This window comes from Haladaptatus marinus, from assembly GCF_051194195.1.
Genome location: NZ_JBLZNK010000001.1, coordinates 164724 through 186809 on the forward strand (window position 1 = coordinate 164724; position 22086 = coordinate 186809).

The following is a 22086-nucleotide window of genomic DNA, read 5'->3' on the forward strand; positions in this document are numbered from 1 at the left end:
ACTGCCTCGGGGTGGAGGATATCCGAGATTCGTTCATGAAAAACATTTGAACAATGTTGTAATTAGAATCTACTACTCACGGTTCAAGCATACTGTATTCGGAACGAAAAACAGCTACGCGATTATCCGAGGTCTGCGCGCTCGAATGACAGGTACCCGACAGCCAGCGGGATGACGAGCCACGCGCCGAGGATGACGAGCATGAACCATTCCTCCAAGTAGAACGGGATGCTCGCCTCGGGAGAGATGTATCGTGAGAAGTAAATCGGCCGATCGGGGAAGACGAGCCCGGCCGCACGTTGAAACGCGTACGGTGGACTGACGAGAAACACGAATTCGTAGATCTCAGGCCCGAGCGTCATCCCCAGTTTATCCTCGGCGACGTACCGAAGCATTCTGGACGGCGAAATCTGCGGCACAGTCCAGAGGACGTTGAACACGAAGAACACGCCGACCGAACTCGCCATCGCCCGCGACCGCGATCCACAGGTCGCCGACAGGCCGACTGCGATGCCGATGTACGTGATGGTAAAGAACAGCATTAGGAGAACGAATTCGCCGAACACGACAACGTCGATACTGTCCAGAAACACGACTCCGAGTGCGGCGGCGACACCGAACGCGAGCAGGAGGCCCACAGTGACGACGACCGACCGGCCGACGAATTTCCCGACGACGAGGTCGAGGCGGGTGTTCGGCAGTCCGAGCAGATATTTGATACTCCCCGATTCGCGTTCACCCGCGATGGCGAGATACGCGACGATGAGCGCGCTGAGGGGGATGATGAAGATGCCGATAAGCGAAACCAGTCGAAGCACGTCAGTCATTGCGCTTTGTGGACTTTCGCCCGCGAAGTAGACGATGATAACCAGAAGGAGGACATACAGTGAGATGAGGCTCAACAACCCTTTCGAGCGTCGAGAGTCGGTGAAGTCCTTTTTCGCAACCGAGAGCCAACTCATGCCGATACCTCCGTGGGTTTGTCGGCCGCTTCGCCATCCGACTTATCTCCCGTCGTGTAGGAGTTGAACAGTTCTTCGAGGGAGGCCTCTTCGGACTCGATATCGGTGATGTTCGTCGCGGCGTCTACACGCTTGACGACCTGTGCCTTCTTCCCGGGATTGGAAAACGACACTCGGAGCGTCGAACCTTCGACGGAAACGCCGGAAACGCCGTCGATGCTGGTCACATTCAGTTCGGATGGGACACGCTCCACAGTGAGAAGCAACTGTGAACTCGCACCGGACAGTTCGCGGAGTCCGTCGACCGTGTTCTCGGCGACGAGTTCACCGCTGTTCATGATGCCGACGCGGTCACAGACCGCCTCGATCTCGGAGAGAATGTGGCTCGAAAAGAAGACGGCAGTGCCTTGCTCGGCTTCGTTCCGGATGAGTTCGCGCATTTCGGCGATTCCATGCGGGTCGAGCCCTGAAGAGGGTTCGTCCAAGATGAGCAAGTCGGGGTCGCCGACCAGCGCGGACGCCAGCGCGAGGCGCTGAGCCATCCCCTTCGAATAGCCGCCGACCTTTCGGTCGGCGTCTTCCTGCGTGAGACCGACGCGGGAGATTAGATCCATCGGCCGTGCGTCCGCGTTTTTCGCGTCGATTGCGAATTCGAGGTGCTCACGCGCGGTGAGGCGGTCGTAGAGGTCGTATCCCTCCGGGAGGATTCCGATACGATTTCGGATGGTTCGCGGTTCTTTTTGTGCGTCGTGTCCGAGTACGCTTGCAGTTCCCGCAGTCGGGCGCATGAAATCCAACAGCATGTTGATGGTCGTGGATTTGCCTGCGCCGTTGGGGCCGAGGAAGCCGAAGATTTCGCCTTCCTCGACGGTGAGGCTGACATCGCGGACGGCAACCACGTCGCCGAATCGCTTGGTGAGGGACTTCGTTTGAATGGCGGCCATAGCGGCGATTCGTAGGCCTACTACATGTGTTTTCTCCTCATTGACAAGTTGTGACAATGGGAAGTTCTGTGTCGATGCGACGATTCGAGAAACATTTTTGAAAGTTCGTACGGGTGTGTCCGTATGCCAACCCCTTCGATTCGAACCGCAAAACCGGACGATTCGGCGACCATCCAGCGTGTCGCCCGCGAGTCGTGGCACACCGGGTACGACGACATTATCGGGCCGGAGAAGATGGACGAAACTATCGACCAGTGGTACTCGTCGGTCTTCGCGAGACCACGACCCGCTCCGACCACGAATTTTTCGTCGCGGAAGGGGACGATATCCTCGGATTCGTTCACGTCGCTCCTCGGGACGAGGATGCCGTCTTTCAGTTGCTTCGAATCTACGTTGTCTCCGACGAATGGGGGTCGGGCCTCGGTAGCCGTCTGCTTGCCCGTGTGGAAGAACGATTGCGCACCCGCGGAGCCCAGCGACTTCGACTGAGCGTCTTCGCCGACAACGAGGTTGGTGTGGGATTCTACGAATCGCGGGGGTTCGAACGCGTCGATGAGCGTGAGGCCGACGGATTCGATGTCGGCGAATACGTGTACGAAAAGGAGTTGTAAGTCCTCGTGCGCTCGTTCAGCAACCGGAACTGATTACGATGTCGTGCGGCTGTGACCTCGATTGATTCCGGGATCGTACTGAGCAAACAACCAACGGTAGCGCACGACGATATTGATATGCTATAGCATGGCGTACATTAGCATGGGGTGAATAGTAATGGCCGAAGCAGAGCGCCGCCCACAGGCAAACGAAGAAATCGTCCGACGATTCGTCGAAGAGAGTTTTGACGAGGGGGGATTCGACCTGATCGACGACCTTCTTGCCGACGACTTCGTCGCACACGAATCGGGACAACCCGAGCCGATTCGCGGCCGCGAAGAGTTCAAACGGACGGTAGAGTTGTACCGTTCCGCGTTCCCGGATCTCGAGTTCACCATCCACGACATGGTCGCCGAGGGGGATCGGGTTGCGGTTCATTGGACTGCGAGCGGAGCTCACGACGGCGAACTGATGGGCATCGAACCGACCGGAAAGCGGGTCGAAAACGAGGGGATGGAGTTCGACCGCGTCAAAGACGGCAAAATCGTCGAAGCGCACGTCGTCTGGGACGCACTTGGCATGCTTCGACAGCTTGACGCCATGCCCGACGAACGGTCGGCGTAGCCCGACCGATTTTTCCTGAAAAGCCACTCCGTGAGACGACGATAGTTCAGACGTACTTGTCCAAGAACTCCGCCGTCTTGGTGTAGGCCTCGATTCGGTTCTCCAGTTTCGAGAAGCCGTGGCCCTCGTCGGGGAAAATAAGTTTCTCGACGGGGACGGACTGTGCTCTCGCCTCCTCTACGATTTGTTCGGCCTCGCCGACCGGCACGCGCGGGTCGTTTGCACCGTGAAGGACGAGCAGCGGGGCTTCGATGTTCTGGATGTTGTTGATGGGGCTGACCGATTCCAAAAATTCACGGTCGGTTTCGAGCGAACCGTACTCGGCCTCCCGAAGTTTTCGCCGCCAGTCCCCCGTGTTTTCGAGGAACGTGACGAAGTTGGCGATGCCGACGATGTCCACCCCGGCGGCCCAGAGATCGGGGTACTCCGTCAGCGCCGCGAGCACCATGAACCCGCCGTAGGAACCGCCCATTGCGACGATTCGGTCGGCATCGACGACTCCTTGGTCGTGTAACCATTCGACGCCCGCTTTGATGTCGGCGACCGAGTCCATCCGCTTTTCCACGTCGTCCAGATGGGTGTACTTCTTGCCATAGCCCGACGACCCGCGGACGTTTGGTTCGAAGTAGGCATAGCCCCGATTCAGGAAATACTGCTTGGTCGGGCTAAACGAAGGCCGTCGCTGGGATTCCGGCCCGCCGTGGATGTCCACGATGACTGGCGTCTCGTCCGCTTTGGCATCCTCCGGCACTGAGAAGAATGCCGGAACCTTTCGTCCGTCGAAGCTCTCGAAGTGAACGAGTTTTGGCCAGACGAACGTTTCCGGTGGGATTCCGGCGGTTGATGCATCAGTCCAGCGTTCGGCCTCACCCGTCTCGGTTTCCACCACGTAGATGTTCGTGTTGTTCGTACTTCCCGTGACGGTGAGGGCGAAACGCTCCGCGTGGGGGTCAAAACTGACGCCCCCTGCAACTCCTCGGGGAAGGTTCGGCGTCGGGAACTCGCGGATGGTCGTGTCGCCGGTCAACTCACCGACCGCGAGTTCGGTGTAGCCATCCTCGTTGCGTGAGTGGATGATACGACCCGACTCCTCGTCCAGTGCGACGCCATCGACGTTCCAGTCGCCGCCCTCTTCCACGACTTCGATTTCGAGCGTATCGAGGTCGAGACGCCCGAGATACAGCGTGTCGCTCCCCTCGTCCGTAACGAGATAGAGCGCGTCCCCGTCCGGCCCCCAGTTGATACTTCCATAGCGGACGTGTCCCTCGTGTGGCGTCACATATTCGAGTTCGCCGGATTCGATGTCGAGAACGTGGAGGTCTTGGTTGAACGAGGAGTGAGCCTCGACGACCACGAGTCGGTCGTCGTCGGGACTCCAGCCAGCCAGTGACAGCCACCCGTCGCCTTCGTACACCATTTCGGCGTCGTCCCCGACCGCATCGCGATCTTGGATGTACACGTCGAAAACGGCGTTTTCACGGCGGTTCGAGGTGAACGCGAACTGCGACCCGTCTGAATTCCACCCGCCCCAGCGATGTTTCGCATCTGGCATGTTCGTGAGCGGAGTGATCGTTTCGCCGTTTCCGTCGAGTCGGAAGAACTGCTTACGTTCGTTTCCTCCCTTGTCCATCCCGAAGATGAGTTCATCGCGCTCCGGTGACCACGAGGCAAACGAGATTTGTTCGTCGTCGAACGTGAGTTGTTGGGGCCATGCTTCCGGTTCGTCCAGCTGCCACACTTGCGGTACGCCCGTCGTGTTCAGCAAAAAGCTCAGCCGTTCACCGTCCGGCCCGAAGGAAGCACTGTGTGCACTTCGGACGTTCAGATATCGCTCGAAATCGTACGTAGTCATTGACGTTTCCTTCCGATGCAGGTGTGAAAGTACTTTGGTAAGCGGTAGCTATCGGCGAGACATATCAAAAATAAAATTGATATTTCAAATTACCTTTCGTAGTACTTAAAGAACGGAGATGCAAAGCCACGGACTTTGTAGAATCGATATCTTGATCTGATATCTGATGTATGATATAATATGGATGATACATATCGGTACAATAATACTAGTTCTAAATTGATAAATCAGTTCTCATTCGACGGGGATGAGACGGATAGTATCGTCGTCACCGTGAGCGAGGCCGTTTCTAGCGTGACTGACACACCGATAGAAGAGATGCCACCGCTTCAAGAGACGGTTGATTGTGACGCACTCGAAACGCTCGTCGGTTCGTTCAACGTCAACGACGAACCTGGTCTCGGGCAGGTGCAGTTTCCGTTCCACGACTGCACGATACGCGTCGATACGACGGGGACGGTACAGGTGTACGACAACAAACGACGGTTCACTCCCGATACCTCCGGATGTTAGCGTCGTGACTGGTGAAATGGAACTGCTCTCGTTGGACGAGTTCGAAAAACAACTCAGTGAACTGATCGAGATAAGTGCTCGCAACGGAATTCGGTTCGACCGTTCATGGACGTTCCGCAGACCGGACGACGAAACTCCGGACGTGATGGTCGAAATCACCCATTTGCAAGACCACCCCGAGGATGTCTGAGGTCGGTAACGCAAGCATTCGCCTTCTGTAGCCGCCGTTACCGTCCGGTATTCGGCATATAACAAAAACCCCTGCGTGTGACCGGCAGTCGCTATGCACGTTGCACACGCACGGCAAGCAGTTGCAGTCGTTGTCGTCTGCTTGCTCGTCACCGGAAGTGGAGTCGTTGTCGACGTGAAAGGCGCTCACGCGTCGGACAAGAACCGCGAAACAGTCGGTCATGCGACGGCCAGTAGCGGCGTGACGAGTGATGACCTTCAGGTCGCGTTCGTCAACTGCTCCGCCGTTTCCGTCCGAGGGTCAGCGGAACGTGTCGCCGTCGGAACGACATGGTACGCTCCGGACGGCGTCGCCACGTCCCATTTCGAGTACGGCCCGGTGAGCGGAACCACACCCGTACTGCCACCGAATCAAGGTGAAACGGGAACCGTGGTTACCTCCGTCAAAGTGTACGACGATGGACAGGAGACACCGATTCTCAGTCGCCAGCACCCGAACGCGACAGCCTGCCAGCAGGGTATCGACCCGGAAGGTAAGAGCAACCACTAGTCTCGCATTAGCAGGGCTCGAACGGTCGTAAATGGAGATGTAACGCTGACGTTTTTCGTTTCGAATCGGGCGGTAACAGTCGGTTGAATCGCCTGCGCAATGCGTTGTATCGCGTAATCCTCGTGTCCTCATGGCGTTGGCATAATTCTCGGTTTGTCCGTCGAGGAATCGTTCACACGGAACGGACATCACTGGATACGGACTGAACGGAGTTGCTGATTTATGCGGGTAGTTGGCGTGTGGAGAGTATCAGGGGGGAGGTATGAACACGACACGAACTAGAGAACGCCCCGACCAGACACGGTCGCGCGCGTTTTCAAAGCAGGAGGTGTACGATGCGGTAAAAAATCTTCGTCGCAGATACGTTCTGTACTATCTCAATCAGGAGGGTCGTCCCGTCGAACTGGGAGAACTTGCCGAACAGATCGCAGCGTGGGAGAACAACATCGATGTAGAGACGGTATCACCCGAACAACGAAAATCGGTGTACAGTGCGCTGTACCAAACACATCTCCCGAAACTGGAAAACATAGGTATCGTCACGTACAACCGCGACTCGAAACGGGTCTCGTTCACCGACAGCGCACAGAACTTCGAACTGTACCTTGCGACCGATTCGCAGACGACGATTCCGTGGCACAAGCTGTACGTCTCCCTCTCGGGGGTCGCTGCGCTGCTCGTCGTCCTCGGTTGGGTTGGGGTAGTTCCGTTTTCCGGCTTCCAACTCGCTGTGTTCGTGCTCGCACTGTTCGGGATAACGGCGCTCGCACACTTTTACGACCGGCACTGCTGGCGAAGGCGATTCCAGGGCGCAACACCGGATCTCGCGCTGGAGTTCGACGATAGCCGCTGGTTCCAGTGAGCGGGTTTCAATGAAAGAAGACTTTTACTTTCTCGTTTCGTGACGGCAGGTATGCGCGTCGCGTTCGTCGCTGAGGTGACGGTTCAACACGAGGAAACGGGGGCGGCCCGTCGGCTTCGTCGAACCGCGGAACTCCTTGCCAACCGCGGTCACGAAGTCACGATCCTCTGTGCACAGTGGTGGGACGGTGAGCACGAAACCTTCGAACAGGCGGACGTGGCCTACCACGCAGTGACCACTGACTCCCCCGGAAAGACTCCCTCGCGACGCTTTGCTCTCACTTCCTGGTGCGCTCCGGCGCGTGAAACCGGACGTGATTCACGCCGCTGCGGTTCCGAAACACGTCGTGGCGGCGAAAACGGCGAGCAAACTCGCCCGTGCACCGCTCGTCGTGGACTGGTACGAGGCACCGCCCGCCGGGATGGGTATCGCCTCGAAATCCCTTCAGATGGCGGCGCGTGCGCCGGACGAGGTCATTACACCCTCGGAAACGGTCAAAACGCGCGTTCGGGAACTCGGCGCGAGCGGCGACGATGTGCGTGTGATTCCGAACAGCATCGATATGGATGCCATCCGCGAGGCACAGGTGGTCGATGGCGCGGATATCGTCTACTCGCGCCGACTCGACGAAGATGCAAATTTGGAGAGTCTCCTGCTCGCGCTGGCCGAACTACGGGATAAAGGCTGGCACGCGGTCGTCATCGGCGACGGCCCCGCCCGCGACCAGTACGAACGACAGGCCGCAGACCTTCGAATCGATGACCGCGTCGAATTCACCGGGTTGCAACCTCCCGAAAAGCGAATTCCCCTGTTTCGCGGCGCAAACGTCTACGTCCAGACGGCCAGAAGGGAAGCGTTCCCGACCTCCTCCGTGCGCTTGCATGCGGTTGTGCTGGCGTCGTGGAGTATCACGTCGAATCGAGCGCGCACGGACTGGTCGAACGCGAAGAACGCACGTTCCGGACGACGAGCGAACGGGAGCTTACCGACGCGCTTCGGTCAGCGGCCAACCTGCCGGAGATGACGGAAAACGATGCGTTCGAGAAGTACCACCATCGACCCGTGTTGGAGCAGTATCTCGATTGTTACCGCGACGTACAGAATTCGTTCGGATTTTTCTAACGCTTTTTCCCCGATATTGAACGTCTCAGTGTCTGAGAGTAGCAGTCAGTCTATCTTTATATAGGTGTCGTGCGTATAAATTGTATGGCCGCTATTGAGTTAAACAGTGTAACCAAACAGTTCGGAGATGTAACCGCACTCCGCGATGTCAGCCTCACCGTCGAGGAAGGCGAAATCTTCGGCTTCCTCGGCCCCAACGGCGCAGGCAAATCCACGACCATCGACATCCTGCTCGATTTCGTGCGCCCGACTGCGGGAACTGCAAGCGTACTCGGACACGACGCCCAGAGCGAAAGCTTCGAAGTCCACAAGCGAGTCGGCGTCCTGCCGGACGGCTATCACCTCTACGACCGACTGACGGGCCGACAGCACGTCGAGTTCGCCATTCGCTCGAAGGGTGCGGATGACGACCCCGATGCGATTCTCGAACGCGTCGGTATCGCGGACGCCGCCGACCGAAAGACGGGCGGGTACTCGAAGGGGATGAAACAGCGCCTCGTCCTCGGGATGGCACTCGTGGGTGAACCGGATCTGCTCATCTTGGACGAGCCGTCGACGGGGTTAGACCCGAAGGGTGCCCGCGAAATGCGCGAAATCATCACGGAAGAACGCGCCCGCGGTGCGACCGTGTTCTTCTCCAGTCACATCTTAGAACAGGTCGAAGCGGTCTGTGACCGCGTCGGCATCCTGATGGGCGGGGAACTCGTCGCCGTCGATACCATCGACGGACTGCGAAGCGCGGTCAGCACCGAGCAGACGCTGTCGATTACCACCGACAGTCCGGTTGACGAACTGACGCTCGACGCCGTCCGCGCGGTTGAGGGCGTTTCGCAAGCGACGGCAACCGATACGGCAGTCGCGGTGACGCTGGAATCTCGCTCCAAAGCGGCGGTACTGAACGCACTCGAAGCGCGAGGCGTGGGTGTCGAGGACTTCAGCACGGAAGAAGCCTCGCTGGAAGAGCTGTTCATGACCTACACGGCCGATGACTCGACCGTCGGGACGACGGAGGTGTCGGCATGAGCTGGGCCGTCGTCGCACGGAAAGATTTCCAAGATGCCCGCCTCTCGAAGACGCTTTGGGCGTTGTCGGCGCTGTTCGTCCTCTTCGCGGCCGGGATGGCGTACCTTTACGCCGAACTTCCCGGTCTCGGCGGTGAGGCAGGAGAGCTCTCGGCGCTCGGGCTGATGTTCTTCCTCGCCGCCCCAGCCACGCTCTTCGTCTCCATCACGGCAGTCGTCGTCGCGGCGAAGTCCGTCGCCGGTGAACGTGAAAGCGGGAGCATGAAACTCATGCTCTCGTACCCCCACTCGCGTAGGGACGTGGTTCTCGGGAAGGTCGTCGGTCGTGCCGTCGTCCTGGCGCTCCCCATCGTCATCGGCTTCGCAGTGGCGGCAATCGTGGTGCTTGCGAAGTACGCTACCTTCACGCCGGTCGATTACGTGGTATTCGTCCTGCTGACGGTGCTGTACGCGTTCGCCTACATCAGCCTCGTCGTCGGCTTTTCGGCGACGACCGGGTCGGGAACTCGCGCCACGGCGATGGCTATCGGGCTGTTCGTCGTCCTCGAACTACTCTGGGATGTCGTGCCCCTCGGTGCGCTCTACCTGTTGGAAGGTCGTCTCGTCCCGATTCAGGAGTACCCGAACTGGGCGTTGTTCCTGTCGGGGATGACCCCGAGTGCCGCTTACACCACAGCCATGGGTGCGGTTCTGCCGGAGTCGCCAAACGCGGTTCTCGGTATCGGGCCTGTCGGTGAGGTTCCGTTTTACCTTTCCGACTGGTTCGGACTCGTGATGCTGGTCGCCTGGGCGGTCGTCCCGGTCAGTCTGGGATATCTCAGATTCCGGGCGGCGGATCTCTGATCTAATTGTCTCATTCGATGAATATCTTTCTATTCTATCATATCGGTCATTTTCCGCATTGGATGAGTTATTTAATAATCAAATTTTTTATAAATTTTATCAACAAATAAAGAGAAAAATACGCGGCGAAACTTCCTCCGTACCGTTGGAGCGACTGCTCTTACCATTCCAGCACTGTCTGCCACCGCCACCGCGGCATCTGACAATTTCTACTGGCCGACCACGGGCCAAGTCACGTCCGGCTACTACGATAGCCGTGATTGCGGAACACGCACCCACCGTGCAGTCGACATCGACTGGGAAACCGGACAGCCGATTTACGCGGCGCAATCCGGAACGGTGGTCTACGCGGACTACGCCAGCGGCTACGGGTATCGCGTGAAAATCAATCACGACGGTGGCTACCAGACGCGGTACGCGCACTGTCAGTCCGACCTCCGGGTGAACGACGGCGATTACGTCAGCCGCGGCCAGCACATCGCAGACCTCGGCGGTAGCGGTGGCTACGAACCACATCTTCACTTGGACATCAAACGAAACGGAAGCTACGTCTACGTCCCCGGTAGCCCCGGCGACTGGGTTGACAAGGACAACCCGATTCCGGAAGACTAGCCCGGACTCGGCGACGGCGGCAGTGGTGGTACCTGTGGCCGGTGTACACGCGCGGCGACACGGGTGAAGCAGTGTATTCGATTCAGTATCTGCTGGAACACCACGGCTACAACCTCGCCCACCACGGCAGTTTCGGCCCGGAAACCGAGAGCACGGTCAAGAGCTTCCAGTCCGCACAGGGACTCACGGTCGATGGCTACGTCGGCCCGAACACATGGAGTAACCTCGTCGTTTACGTCACGAGTTCGAGCGACGACCCGTACTGGACGACCTATGCCGCCCAGCACCACCTGCGCTACGACGAAGGTTACAGTATCGCCGTGGACGGGCTACTATGGTTCGGAGACCGAAGGGGCCATCGAGAGTTTCCAGTCGAGTGCTGGCATTGCGGTTGACGGTATCGTCGGGCCGAACACGTGGCAGGCGCTCGTCGACATCGGCAACTAATCGAAAACCAGCAGTCCCGCGTCTCGCAGCTTCGTTTTTTACTGTGCAGGGTCGTGACGCTCGAACCAGTTCGTGAGCGTCCGCAATCGATGAGAGGCACGCTCGGGCGTGCCGATGTCGTGATGTTCGTCCTGATACACGACGAGTTTCGCGGGAACGTTTTCCTTTTTCAGACTCACGTAGAGTTGTTCCGCCTGCGTCGGCGGACAGCGCCAGTCGTTCTCCCCGGCGGTGACGAGCGTCGGCGTGTCGATGTTGCCAACATCGGTGAGACTCGACATGGCACGATAGGCGTCCGGTTCCTCCCACGGAAGGCCAACGTCGTTTTCGTACCACTGATGGAGGTCACCGGTTCCGAAAAGGGAGTAGAAGTCGTAGATGCCGTGTTCCGGCGTGGCGGCCGCGAACATATCCGTCCGTGTGATGACGTGAACCGTGTTGATACCGCCCTGCGAGAAACCGGTGACGAACAGTCGGTCGTCGTCCGCCCATCCTTGTTTTACACACCACTCGACGCCCGAAATGATATCGTCGCTCTCGCGCGGCCCCCACTCGCCGCGAATGACTTCGCTGAATTCCCGCCCGTAGGAGGTGCTCCCTCGGTAATTGACCCGAAGGACGATGTACCCTCTTCCCGTCCAGTAGCAGTCATCGAAGCCGAATCGTGGCGCGTCGTACGTCGCCGGGCCACCGTGAATCGCGGTGATGAGCGGCCGGGGTTCGGGATTTGCGTTGTCGAAATCGGCTGGCAGATATGCAATCGCTTCCACGGTGTCGCCATCGCTGTTTTCGAACGTAATGCGCTCACACTGGGGCGTTGCCACCGTTTCGACGAACTCCTCGTTCATCGCCGTGAGTCGAGTCAGCTCGGGGCCACCATCGCCGTGCGCAGTCGGCACCGGCATCGTGTACGCATCCGCCGGTTCGTCCGCCCCCGTGAGACAGAGCGCGACGGTCGATTCGGTCGCATCGAACGCCGTTATCGTCCGGTATTCGCTCTGCCCGTCGAACACGCGCTCCGGGTCGTCCCGATTCGCATCGAGTCGAACCAACCGAGTTCGTGCGCCGTCCCCGATGGGACAGAGGAGCGTCTCGTCACCCGTCCAATGGGGTGTGCCAACCACCGTTCGGTCGAGGGAGGCGGAAACAGACCGGTACGTCTCGCCCTCGGCGACGTACGCCTGACTTGGAACGTACCAGTTCGTCGGGTCACTGCCGACGAACGATAGCCGGCGACCGTCAGGCCCCCAGCTTGGATTCGAAGCGGAGAGTTCGCCGTCGGTGATTCGTCGCAGGTCGCTCCCATCGGGAGCAATGGTGTACACGTCCATCGCCATCGAATCGTCGGGGCGGTCGGTGCGATTGGAGACGAAGGCAATCCGTTCCGGACCCCATGCGGGCTGCAGTCCCGACAACGGTTCGTGTGCCCCGCTGCCGAAGGCGTCGTCGAGTCGGCGTTCCTCGCGAGTCGCTACATCCACGACGAACAGGTAGGTCGTGACGCTATCGAGCCATCCCTGTCCGTTGAACTTGTGTTGCAGTCGCTCGATTTCAACGGGTGCGTCGTCGGTTCGTCGGGCATCGATGTACTCCCGTTCGTCCTCGGTGGGGTCGCGGGCCGAGACGACGAGTCGGTCACCGTCCGGCCCCCAATCGAACTCACGGACGCCTTCCTCACGCTCCGTCAGCTGGCGGGCGTCGCCGCCGCGTTCGAAGTCGAACGCCCACACCTGGGATTTCGGCTCATCGGGAGCGTCATCCTCGTATCCTACTTGGAGAGACACGTCTCGCTCTCGGGCGGCAGTGAACGCGAGTTTCGTTCCGTCCGGAGACCATTTCGGCGACCCGACGCCGGGCGTGCGCGTCAGTCGGTATGGGTCATCGCTTCCGTCGGTGGGTGTGACGAACAGCGACTGCTGTGATTCGTCGGCTTCTTCGTTGAATTCGGTGACGACGAATGCGACGCGTTTTTCGTCCGGGGAAAGCGAACACGTGGAAACGCTCCGGTAGTCATACCGGTCGTCCAATTCGAGGGCGCGAACGTCCATATCGAAGGTGTCATTCCACGTCCATGTCACTCTATGGTTCGCCGAAAGTATCGGGGGATTCGACGGCTTCGACGGCACGAATCGCGGCGACGTTCGCTTCTACGTCGTGAACGCGGACGATGTCTGCACCGCGCTCCGCGGCGATCGTGGTTCCGGCGACCGTCGCGGAACCGCGTTCGCCCGCCTCCTGTCCGATGAGCTCGAACATCGATTTGTGCGAGTGGCCGATGAGGACGGGACAATCGAGTCCGTGGAACTCGCCCGTCCGACCGAGCAGTTCGAAACTCTCGGCGGCGTGCTTGCCGAATCCGAGTCCGGGGTCGACGATGATTTGGCTCCTGTCGAGTCCGGCTTTTTCCGCGAGGAGAACGCGCTCTTCCAGTTCCGCGATAACGTCCTCCACCACGTCGTCGAATTCGACGACGTGTTCGGGAACCACGGGCGCGTCGAGGCTATGCATCACCACGAGAGGCGCGTCATACTCGGCGGCGACGAACCGCATTTCAGGGTCGGCGAGGCCCGATACGTCGTTGATGATGTCTCCACCCGCTTCGAGTGCCGCGCGGGCGACCGCCGCTTTTCTCGTGTCCACCGAAATCATCGCATCCAAATCGCTGATTTCCTCGATAACCGGAACGATCCGTTCGATTTCCTCCTCGTTCGAGATTTCGTCCGCTCCGGGTCGGGTGCTTTCGCCGCCAACATCGATGATGTCCGCCCCCGATTCGACCATCTCTTTCGCGCGTTCGACGGCGTCCTCGTGGACTTCGTACTGACCCCCGTCGTGGAAACTGTCCGGCGTGACGTTGAGGATGCCCATCACCGCCGTCCGACCTTCCCACGGGTAGCCGTGCTCGCACTCTCCCTTTTGAATGCCGAGGGTGTCCCGGAGTTCATCCGCGAACACCGACAAGCCGTAATGTTCTCCGTCCAACGTTTCGGCGAGTCGTTTGTACTGAGCTAGCGTCCCCATGAGCAACACGTCGATGTTCTCGTCATCGCGGTCGCTCAGGCCCGACTGGGCACATTCGCCGCCGAGGCGCAACATTTCCTCTTTGATGTACTGGGCTTGTCGAACCTGTACGCGCGTTTTCAGCACGCGGTGAACTGCTTTTCCTCGCATTCTCCAGACCCCGTGTTCCGCGACGTCCGTTCCTTCCAGCGCCTCTTGTGCTTCCTCCAGATTGCCGATTCGTTTCGGAATTTCGCCCCGCGTCCATCGCGTTCGTGCCTCCGCCACCGCGAACAGCGACCCCGTGACGAGAACTAAATCGTCCGTTTCGGCCTCCGCGAGGGCGTTTTCCAGCGCGCTCTCGACCGAACTCACTCGTGCAACCTCGCCCGCACCGTGCGTTTCGAACGCGCGTGCGAGGACTTCTTCGTCCTCCGCGCGGTCGAGATTCGGGTGGCAAGCGACGGCACGGTTCGGTACCGGAAGCGCGTCCACCATCGCCTGCACATCCTTGTCGTGCATCGCGCCGAACACGAGGTGGAACTCGTCGTAGTCGAACTCCGAGATGGTTTCGGCGAGTGCTTCACACGCTCCCGGATTGTGCGCCCCGTCGAGAACGACGAGTGGGTCAGTTCCCATCACTTCGAACCGGCCAGGCCAGAATCCCTTTCGCAACCCTCGGGCGAGTTCGTTCTCGCTCACGTCGGCGACCTGCTGGGCTAGTACCGCTGCGATGCCGGCGTTTTGGGCCTGATACTCGCCGAGCAGTGGAATCGCGGTTTCGACCTCCCAGTCCGCCCCCGACAGGGAAATCGCGGCCTCGGTGTGGTTCGTTCGGCCCTCGTAGGTGGCTTGCACGTCGCTTTCGGCGTCCCTTCCGTCCCCGACCAAAATAACGTCGCCCGCTTGCTCCCGAATCGCGTCGAGGGCGTCCCCTGTCGCACCGGTGACCAACGGCGCGTCGGCTGGCGCAACGTGTGCCTTATCACGGGCGATTTCCTCGACCGTCTCGCCGATGATTCCCGTGTGTTCGAGCGTCACGCTCGTCACCGCAGCGGCAATCGGGTCGACGACGCTCGTCGCGTCGTAGCGCCCGCCGATGCCGACTTCGAGGATGGCGACATCGACTTCCTCGCGGCCGAAATACCACAGCGCCATCGCGGTCATCGTTTCGAAGAACGTCGGAGAGTTGCCGTCTACCGCCCGGTCGGTGACGTAATCGTGGGCGTCCTCCACGAATTCGATCATCGTGGATTTCGTGATTTTTCGGCCATCGACCGTGATGCGCTCGCGAACGTCGTCGAAATGCGGCGACGTGTAGAGGCCGACCGTCAATCCTGCCTCTCTGAGCGCTTGCTCTGCCATTCTGGCGGTACTCCCTTTTCCGTTCGACCCCGCTACCTGTACGAACTGCACGCCGTCGTGGGGGTCGCCGAGGTGTGCGAGGAGGTCTGCGGTGGAGTCCGTCCCCGGTTTCGGGCGGAATCGCCGCAAGTCGAAAAGAAAGTTCGCCGCCTCGTGGTAGTCCATATCAGTGACGACAGAAGCAGTCCGCTTTAGGTTGTCGAAGTCGAGAAACTGCCCTTCGTCAACAGTCTGGGTTCCGTCAATCGGTCAGTACTCGTATTCGCGTTCGGTTCGTCTGCGCTCTCGCCGAACTTCTTCGTCGCTCACGTCCTCGTCCACGAGGCGTTTCATCCGGCGTTCGAACTCGGCCTCGCCGATTTCGCCCGTCACGTACCGTTCTTTCAACTCGTCCATCCGGTCTTCGGTCGTCGGTTCGACGCGTTCCGACAGACCGAGCGAACTGGCATGCGGGTGGAGTCGCTCCGCCCGCCGGACGAGTCCGGCGAGGCGGTCGTTCCGCGGCATTGAAACGTTTCGCGCGGCGGCCACGACCAATCCGATGAACAGCAGTCCCGCAACGAGTGCGTCCAACAGAAACGCCACGATGTACACAGCGGCGGCGTCGAGGAAGACCAGAAGTAGGGGGGTGTTGGCGTACTCCGGGTTGCCGAGCGCGGAGAGCGCGGCCAGCAGTCCGAGCGCGGCGATACCGACGAGCAAAACCAGCGAAAGCACGAACCCAGCGAGCAGGGCCTTGACTTTGGAATCACCGAGCAGTCCCATCGTCGGGACGTTTGTCGGGAGCGCACTTTAACCCGTTCTCCGCGGCGTGAGTGGCCACGACGACTTTGCCCGTACGCGTCGAGACGGGTAGGTGATGCCCTATCAACAGTGCAACGGAGCGGACTGCTATTTCGAGGAGAAGGGGGAAGGAACGCCACTCGTCTTTCTTCCGGGGGTAACGACCGGCATCCGATTTTTCACGCCGCAGTTGTCCGGCCTCTCGGATGACTTCCGAACGATTGCGCTCGACTACCGGGGTCACGGTCGGTCGGAAAAGACGGAAACGGGACACACCGTCCCGCAGTACGCCCGCGACCTGCGGGCGTTTCTCGACGGACAGAACCTCGACGACGTGGTTCTCGTCGGCTGGTCGATGGGCGCGCTCGTCGCGTGGGAGTATTTCGATCAGTTCGGGACGGACGGGATTCGCGGACTCGTCGTCGTGGATATGTCGGCCTCGCCGTTCCAGTGGGACGATTTCGAACACGGAAACACCAACCTCGACCGACTTACCGAGACGCTTGAACTGGTGCAAACCGACCACCTCGGTCTCGTCGAAGCTCTCATCCAGCAGACGTTTAAAACGCCCCCTTCGGCGGAGATGAGACGATTGGTCTTCGATGAAGTCTCGCGCACGCCGCCGCCGATCAAGAGCGCGATTCTGTTCGATTACTCGGTACGAGACTACCGCGACGTGCTCCCCGACATCGACGTTCCGACGCTCGCCTGCGCTGGCGCCGACGAGAAATGGCGAACCGTCGCCGCCGTGGAGGACGTGACAGACCGGATTCCGGATACCGAGTTCGAACTGTTCGAGGACAGCGGCCACGTTCCCACGTTGGAAGAACCGGACGAGTTCAACCGTGCGATTGCTGATTTCGTGGCTGGATTGTAGAAGACGAGCGATAGCGGCGGGCGACGCGAACGATGAGGGTGTCGTTACGGTTCCTCAGTTAGGGAGGTGTCACAGTAGTGGCAGTCGGTTCGGGCAGCAGGGTTCCGAGCGCCGCAGGCGGGACAGCTGCGCTTCGGCTCCGACGGCGTCCCCTGAAAGAAGCCACTCAAGTCGGCCAGTTTGAGAACTGCGAGAAAGACGAGTATCCCGATGATCCAGCCGAACGGCCCCATATAAAAGAACATCACGAGAAAGGCGATGACGACGAGCCAGACCGCCAGATAGACGCCATGTTCCGCTCGGAGATTCATAGAAGATCGTTAACAGCTTCGGTAATAAGCTTTCTTCCGAGCGTTCGACGCTCCTTCGCTAGCGCTCAATCGTGTCTAAAGCACCGTCGTTCCGCTACGCTCCACGACGTGCTTCCGACATTCTTCGTTAACACTCAGTCATGCCGGAAGCACCGACTCCCCGTGAACACCATCGCCATGTCGTGCTCGTTCGCGGCCTCGATTACGTCGTCGTCGTTGACCGACCCGCCGGGTTGGATGACGGCCTCGATTCCGGCTTCCGCGGCCTCTTCGATGGCGTCCGGGAACGGGAAGAAGGCGTCACTCGCCATCACTGCACCCTCGGCGTCCTTGCCCTCCGCATCGCGTTCGGCCTTCATCTTTGCAATCTCGACTGCATCCACGCGGCTGACCTGTCCCGCGCCGACGCCGACCGTCTCGGTGCCCTTGGCGAACAGGATGGCGTTGGACTTGACGTGCTTGATGGTCTGCCACGCAAAGAGCATGGAATCGAGTTGGTCGTCCGTTGGAACCCGGTCGGTGACGATTTTGAGGTCGTGCCGAGTCGGGGCCTGCATGTCGCGTTCCTGCACGAGACGCCCGCCGACGAGGTCTTTTTCGGTGTGCGTTTCGGTGATGTCGCCGAGTTCGACGACATCGAGTACGCGCAAGTTCTTTTTCTCGCGGAGGGTCGCTAGTGCGTCGCCGGTGTAGCTCGGCGCGACGACGACTTCCTTGAACGAATCCACGATTTGCTCCGCCGTTGCGTCGTCACATTCGCGGTTCAGTGCGACGATGCCGCCGAACGCGCTTTTCGCGTCGGTTCGGAGCGCGCGGTCGTAGGCCTCGGCGAGCGAATCGGCCGTGGCACAGCCAGCGGGGTTGGTGTGTTTGATGACCGCGCAGGCGGGGCGGTCGAACTCCTTGATGAGGTTCAGCGCGCCGTCGGCGTCGTTGTAGTTGTTGTACGACAGCGCTTTCGCGCCCTCGTTCAACTGCTCCGCGTGGACGACGCTCGCTTCCTCGCAGGTCGCGTCGGCGTACAGTGCGGCGTCCTGATGCGGGTTTTCGCCATATCGTAAATCCGCAGCTCTATCCATGGTTTCGACTTTGCGGGCCGGAAGCGCGTCGTCCTCGTCGTTCTCCACGTGAACCATGTTCGACTCGAAATCGATTTCGACCTCTCCCTCCGCAAACCAGCGCACTGCGCGCGGATAGGCTTTGAACTCGCCCTGATAGAGGACGCGCTCTTTGAGGCTCTCCTTCGTGTCTCCCTCGTAGACCGGAATCGGTTCCTGTGTGACGATTGGACCGCTATCGACCCGCTTGGGGTCGACCTTACCTTCCTCGTCTGCCGCCTCCGTAACGACATGAACGGTGCATCCGGTGAGGCTCACACCCGTGTCGAGCGCGTCGCCCCACGCGTCCATACCGGGGAACGAGGGGAGCAAGGAGGGATGGACGTTGAGCGTCGTCGGCGTCTCGTCCAAAAACTCCTCGGTCAGGATTCGCATGTACCCGTCGAGACAGACAAGGTCGAACTCGTAGTCGGCCAATGCGTCGAGCACTCTTTTCTCGTGCGCTTCGCGGGCTTCGTCGTCGCCCAGTTCGACGACTTCGGTCGGAATGCCACGCTTCTCGGCTTCGTCCAAAACCGGCGCGCCCGCGCTGTTCGTCAGGACGACCGCCAGTTCCGCCCCGCCCGGCGCGAGATCGGCGATGTGCATGAGGTTTCGACCACGGTTCCCGGCCATACCCGCAATCTGTGTCATGGTCAGAAGACCAACCGGCGTCGGCAAAGTAGTTGCGGTCTATCCCCGAAAAATATGCGTGTTTGTGAATATTTCTTCGAGACTATCGCTTATTTGCATCCGTAATATGCACATCTGTGCGTCACCGTACCGATACGCTTTTGCCGAACGCCCCGGCAGGCACAGGTATGGATTCCCTTTCCGCCGTTTCGCCGCTCGATGGGCGATACGCCGGTCGAACCGCACCGCTCCGCGAGTACGCGAGCGAGGCCGCACTCATGCGCGCCCGCGTGCAAGTCGAAGTCGAATATCTCATCGCGCTGGCTGACCTCGACGCGACGCCGTTCGAAATCGCGGCCGACGACCGCGACACCCTCCGCGCCCTGCACGAGGAGTTCGATGAGGACGATGCGAGCATCGTCAAGGCGCTCGAAACCGAGGGTTACGCCGGATATTCCGCGACGAAGCACGACGTGAAGGCGGTCGAGTATTTCATCCGCCACTCGCTTCCCGACGAGTTGGAGGGTCTTTCCTCGTGGATTCACTTCGCGCTGACCAGTGAGGACGTGAACAACCTCGCCCATCGTCTACTGGTCAAACCCGCCGTCGAGAACGTCCTGCTTCCAGAACTCGCCACCGTCCGCGACGAACTCACGGAGATGGCACAGGAATACCGTGACGTTCCCATGCTCGCCCGAACCCACGGGCAACCGGCGACCCCGACCACGTTCGGCAAGGAAATGGCCGTCTACGCCGCCCGACTCGGTCGCGCGATAGGACGAATCGACGGTGCCGTCGAATCTATTTCGGGCAAACTCGCAGGTGCGAGTGGCACGTACGCCGCCCACGTCGCCGCGTATCCCGACGTGGACTGGCGCGCGTTCTCGCGGGAGTTCGTGGAGACTCTCGGACTCGAACACACCGCGCTCGCCACGCAGGTCAATCCCTGTGACGACCTCGCCGAACTGTTCGACGCGCTTCGTGGGGCGAACAACGTCCTGCTCGATGTAGACCACGATGCGTGGCTCTACGTCAGCGACCGCTATCTGGGACAGGTGGCGACGGAAAGCGAAACCGGCAGTTCGACCATGCCGCACAAGGTGAACCCCATCGACTTCGAGAACAGCGAGGGCAACCTTTCGAAGGCCAACTCCGACCTTACGTTTTTGGGCGACTATATCACCACGTCGCGCCTCCAGCGCGACCTCTCAGATTCAACCGTCAAGCGAAACATCGGTGCCGCCTTCTCCTACTGCCTCCTCGGCTACACGAAAGCGCAAGACGGCCTCGGGAAGGTCGTTCCAAACGAGGAAGTCATGCGCGAGGAACTCGAATCCACGCCGGAAATCATCGGCGAGGCGGTGCAGACGATTCTCCGTCGAGAAGGTCACGAGGACGCCTACGAGCGTGTGAAGGACTTGACTCGCGGAAAACACGTCACGCTGGCCGACTTCCGTGACCTCTTCGACGAGTTGGACGTTGACGAGGACGTTCGTGACGAACTTCACGCACTCACGCCAGCAGGCTACACGGGACTCGCGAGCGACCTCGTGGACGACTGCAATTGAACATCCGTACTTATCGTTAAGCCGCTCGATGGCGTTTCGGGTTCTATGCCGAAACGGACGCATCGCCGAGTGCTATCGGCCACCGCAGCGGCCGTCGCACTCGCGTATTGGTTCTTCGCTCGACCGTGGCACCTCCGCTGGGGAGCGACCGATGAGGAGGTCGATAGGCCGCTTCCGGGTGACGGCATCATTCACTCTCCCCGTGTGCAGGCTACTCACGCCATCAGCATCGACGCGCCGGTCGAAGACGTGTGGCCGTGGTTGGTGCAACTCGGACAGGAACGTGGTGGATTCTACAGTTACGACTGGTTGGAAAACCTCGTGGGTGCGGACATCCACAATGCCGACCGGATTCTGCCCAAACACCAGACCCTCGAAGTCGGTGACACCGTCCGTCTCGCGCCGGAGGACTATCCGGCACAGTCGCCCGACTCCGCTCCCGTCGTCGCCATTCTCGACCCCGGTCGGGCAATCGTACTTCGTCCACCGGGCGACACACCACGGTGGACATGGACGTTCGTTCTTCGCCCGGTCGATGAGAACACGACTCGGTTCATCGTCCGGATGCGGTCGGGTGACCGAACCCTTGGCGGTGCGTTGATAGACCACCTCTTCTGGGAGCCGGCCCACTTCGTGATGGAGCGTAAGATGCTCTTGGGAATTAAAGAACGGTCCGAGCAATCGCCTCCGCGAAAATAAAGGCGTCCGTCGTTGGTTTCAGCGGTAGTAGTCACGCTTGCTGTAGACGTAAACCAGCAGTCGGGTCTGGGCACGTCTTCGTCGCCATGTCCGGCGAGTGGCATCCGTCGCTGACTCCGAAACGACCGCGCCTCTTCGCGTTGACGCCCGGCGGCGAAGTCGTTTGGTCGCTTTCTGCCGGAACTATCTCTGCAACGCCCGTCGTGGGTGACGGTGTCGTCTTTTCGAAGACTGGCCTCTTTGTCGAGAAAAGTCACAAGGGAGGGTACGTCAAGGGCAAATTCGACGCGAGAATAACCCCTCACGACGCGAGGGAGGGTGGCCTCTCGTGGCTCAGACGCCTCGACGGTTTCGGGAACTGGTACATCCAACCGGTGCTCGCTGACGGCGTGCTCTACGTGCCGCTTCACGACGAGATTCGCGTCGAAAGCCGACTTCTCGCCCTCGATGCGAAGACGGGCGAGACGCTGTGGAATCTCGCTCTTGATGCCCCAACGACCCATCTGGCAGTCGCCGGGAACACGCTGTACGTAACCTCCTACGATGGAATTTTGCACGCCTTCGAGTAGCTTAGTCGGCTTTCCGATTGTCGTGCGAAACGTCCGATTTCGCCTCTCTGC

General features: G+C 59.9%; 23 protein-coding genes and 1 pseudogene. 16 read left to right on the top strand and 8 right to left on the bottom strand.

All coding sequences use genetic code 11. From position 1 onward, the window contains the following. Positions 1-122 precede the first annotated feature (122 nt). Positions 123-962, bottom strand: coding sequence for an ABC transporter permease subunit (locus ACN2TU_RS00835; protein WP_435151826.1), 840 nt, complete (start codon positions 960-962; stop codon positions 123-125). After that, complete coding sequence (locus tag ACN2TU_RS00840; protein ID WP_435151828.1) at positions 959-1906, bottom strand: ABC transporter ATP-binding protein; 948 nt, start codon at positions 1904-1906, stop codon at positions 959-961. The genes ACN2TU_RS00835 and ACN2TU_RS00840 overlap by 4 nt, the downstream gene beginning before the upstream one ends. A 254-nt stretch (positions 1907-2160) precedes the next feature. Between ACN2TU_RS00840 and ACN2TU_RS00845 the strand changes: the two genes are divergently transcribed. Together ACN2TU_RS00845 and ACN2TU_RS00850 are read left to right on the top strand one after the other, a co-directional pair. After that, positions 2161-2517, top strand: coding sequence for a GNAT family N-acetyltransferase (locus tag ACN2TU_RS00845; RefSeq protein ID WP_435151830.1), 357 nt, complete (start codon positions 2161-2163; stop codon positions 2515-2517). 157 nt (positions 2518-2674) lie between these two features. After that, positions 2675-3121: an ester cyclase gene (locus ACN2TU_RS00850; protein ID WP_435151833.1), complete on the top strand. Its 447-nt coding sequence runs from the start codon at positions 2675-2677 to the stop codon at positions 3119-3121. Positions 3122-3167: 46 nt separating this feature from the next. On the opposite strand, the gene ACN2TU_RS00855 is transcribed toward ACN2TU_RS00850, so the two are convergent. Next, on the bottom strand, positions 3168-4973 hold the full coding sequence (locus tag ACN2TU_RS00855) for a S9 family peptidase (RefSeq protein ID WP_435151836.1): 1806 nt from the start codon (positions 4971-4973) through the stop codon (positions 3168-3170). A 219-nt stretch (positions 4974-5192) separates the two neighbouring features. Here ACN2TU_RS00855 and ACN2TU_RS00860 point away from each other — a divergent pair, with 219 nt between their 5' ends. The 10 genes and pseudogenes from ACN2TU_RS00860 to ACN2TU_RS00905 all read left to right on the top strand — a co-directional run bounded on the left by ACN2TU_RS00860 (position 5193) and on the right by ACN2TU_RS00905 (position 11133). Further along, positions 5193-5486, top strand: coding sequence for a HalOD1 output domain-containing protein (locus ACN2TU_RS00860; protein WP_435151839.1), 294 nt, complete (start codon positions 5193-5195; stop codon positions 5484-5486). Between the two features lie 4 nt (positions 5487-5490). Then, positions 5491-5676, top strand: coding sequence for a hypothetical protein (locus ACN2TU_RS00865; protein ID WP_435151841.1), 186 nt, complete (start codon positions 5491-5493; stop codon positions 5674-5676). A gap of 93 nt (positions 5677-5769) precedes the next feature. Beyond that, complete coding sequence (locus tag ACN2TU_RS00870) at positions 5770-6225, top strand: hypothetical protein (RefSeq protein WP_435151843.1); 456 nt, start codon at positions 5770-5772, stop codon at positions 6223-6225. A 262-nt stretch (positions 6226-6487) separates the two neighbouring features. After that, positions 6488-7087: a DUF7344 domain-containing protein gene (locus ACN2TU_RS00875; RefSeq protein ID WP_435151845.1), complete on the top strand. Its 600-nt coding sequence runs from the start codon at positions 6488-6490 to the stop codon at positions 7085-7087. A gap of 51 nt (positions 7088-7138) precedes the next feature. Then, positions 7139-8209, top strand: a pseudogene (locus ACN2TU_RS00880) (glycosyltransferase family 4 protein). Between the two features lie 84 nt (positions 8210-8293). Continuing rightward, on the top strand, positions 8294-9232 hold the full coding sequence (locus tag ACN2TU_RS00885) for an ABC transporter ATP-binding protein (RefSeq protein WP_435151848.1): 939 nt from the start codon (positions 8294-8296) through the stop codon (positions 9230-9232). Further along, on the top strand, positions 9229-10074 hold the full coding sequence (locus ACN2TU_RS00890) for an ABC transporter permease (RefSeq protein WP_435151851.1): 846 nt from the start codon (positions 9229-9231) through the stop codon (positions 10072-10074). Before ACN2TU_RS00885 ends, ACN2TU_RS00890 begins: the two co-directional genes overlap by 4 nt. 174 nt (positions 10075-10248) lie before the next feature. After that, positions 10249-10686: a M23 family metallopeptidase gene (locus ACN2TU_RS00895; RefSeq protein WP_435152428.1), complete on the top strand. Its 438-nt coding sequence runs from the start codon at positions 10249-10251 to the stop codon at positions 10684-10686. A gap of 41 nt (positions 10687-10727) precedes the next feature. Beyond that, positions 10728-11081 (top strand): peptidoglycan-binding domain-containing protein, encoded by a 354-nt coding sequence (locus ACN2TU_RS00900; protein ID WP_435151854.1) that lies wholly within the window; start codon positions 10728-10730, stop codon positions 11079-11081. Then, positions 11044-11133, top strand: coding sequence for a peptidoglycan-binding domain-containing protein (locus ACN2TU_RS00905; protein ID WP_435152431.1), 90 nt, complete (start codon positions 11044-11046; stop codon positions 11131-11133). Before ACN2TU_RS00900 ends, ACN2TU_RS00905 begins: the two co-directional genes overlap by 38 nt. 38 nt (positions 11134-11171) lie before the next feature. Here the strand turns inward: ACN2TU_RS00905 and ACN2TU_RS00910 are convergent, their stop codons facing one another. From ACN2TU_RS00910 to ACN2TU_RS00920, 3 genes are all read right to left on the bottom strand, one after another. After that, positions 11172-13181: a S9 family peptidase gene (locus ACN2TU_RS00910; protein WP_435151856.1), complete on the bottom strand. Its 2010-nt coding sequence runs from the start codon at positions 13179-13181 to the stop codon at positions 11172-11174. 31 nt (positions 13182-13212) lie between these two features. After that, positions 13213-15663 (bottom strand): dihydropteroate synthase, encoded by a 2451-nt coding sequence (gene folP / locus ACN2TU_RS00915; RefSeq protein ID WP_435151860.1) that lies wholly within the window; start codon positions 15661-15663, stop codon positions 13213-13215. 84 nt (positions 15664-15747) lie between these two features. Beyond that, positions 15748-16263 (bottom strand): SHOCT domain-containing protein, encoded by a 516-nt coding sequence (locus tag ACN2TU_RS00920; protein WP_435151863.1) that lies wholly within the window; start codon positions 16261-16263, stop codon positions 15748-15750. Positions 16264-16357: 94 nt separating this feature from the next. Here ACN2TU_RS00920 and ACN2TU_RS00925 point away from each other — a divergent pair, with 94 nt between their 5' ends. Further along, positions 16358-17158: an alpha/beta fold hydrolase gene (locus tag ACN2TU_RS00925; RefSeq protein WP_435151866.1), complete on the top strand. Its 801-nt coding sequence runs from the start codon at positions 16358-16360 to the stop codon at positions 17156-17158. Positions 17159-17202: 44 nt separating this feature from the next. Here the strand turns inward: ACN2TU_RS00925 and ACN2TU_RS00930 are convergent, their stop codons facing one another. Both ACN2TU_RS00930 and purH read right to left on the bottom strand, forming a co-directional pair. Then, on the bottom strand, positions 17203-17469 hold the full coding sequence (locus ACN2TU_RS00930) for a zinc-ribbon domain-containing protein (protein WP_435151869.1): 267 nt from the start codon (positions 17467-17469) through the stop codon (positions 17203-17205). Positions 17470-17603: 134 nt separating this feature from the next. Next, positions 17604-19220 carry a bifunctional phosphoribosylaminoimidazolecarboxamide formyltransferase/IMP cyclohydrolase gene (purH, locus tag ACN2TU_RS00935; RefSeq protein ID WP_435151871.1) on the bottom strand — a complete coding sequence of 539 codons (1617 nt, stop codon included), beginning with the start codon at positions 19218-19220 and terminating at the stop codon, positions 17604-17606. A 167-nt stretch (positions 19221-19387) separates the two neighbouring features. Here purH and purB point away from each other — a divergent pair, with 167 nt between their 5' ends. The 3 genes from purB to ACN2TU_RS00950 all read left to right on the top strand — a co-directional run bounded on the left by purB (position 19388) and on the right by ACN2TU_RS00950 (position 22035). Beyond that, positions 19388-20767 (top strand): adenylosuccinate lyase, encoded by a 1380-nt coding sequence (gene purB, locus ACN2TU_RS00940; protein WP_435151874.1) that lies wholly within the window; start codon positions 19388-19390, stop codon positions 20765-20767. Between the two features lie 45 nt (positions 20768-20812). Further along, positions 20813-21466: an SRPBCC family protein gene (locus ACN2TU_RS00945; protein WP_435151877.1), complete on the top strand. Its 654-nt coding sequence runs from the start codon at positions 20813-20815 to the stop codon at positions 21464-21466. 86 nt (positions 21467-21552) lie between these two features. Then, positions 21553-22035: an outer membrane protein assembly factor BamB family protein gene (locus ACN2TU_RS00950; protein WP_435151880.1), complete on the top strand. Its 483-nt coding sequence runs from the start codon at positions 21553-21555 to the stop codon at positions 22033-22035. The last annotated feature ends 51 nt before the right edge of the window (positions 22036-22086 follow it).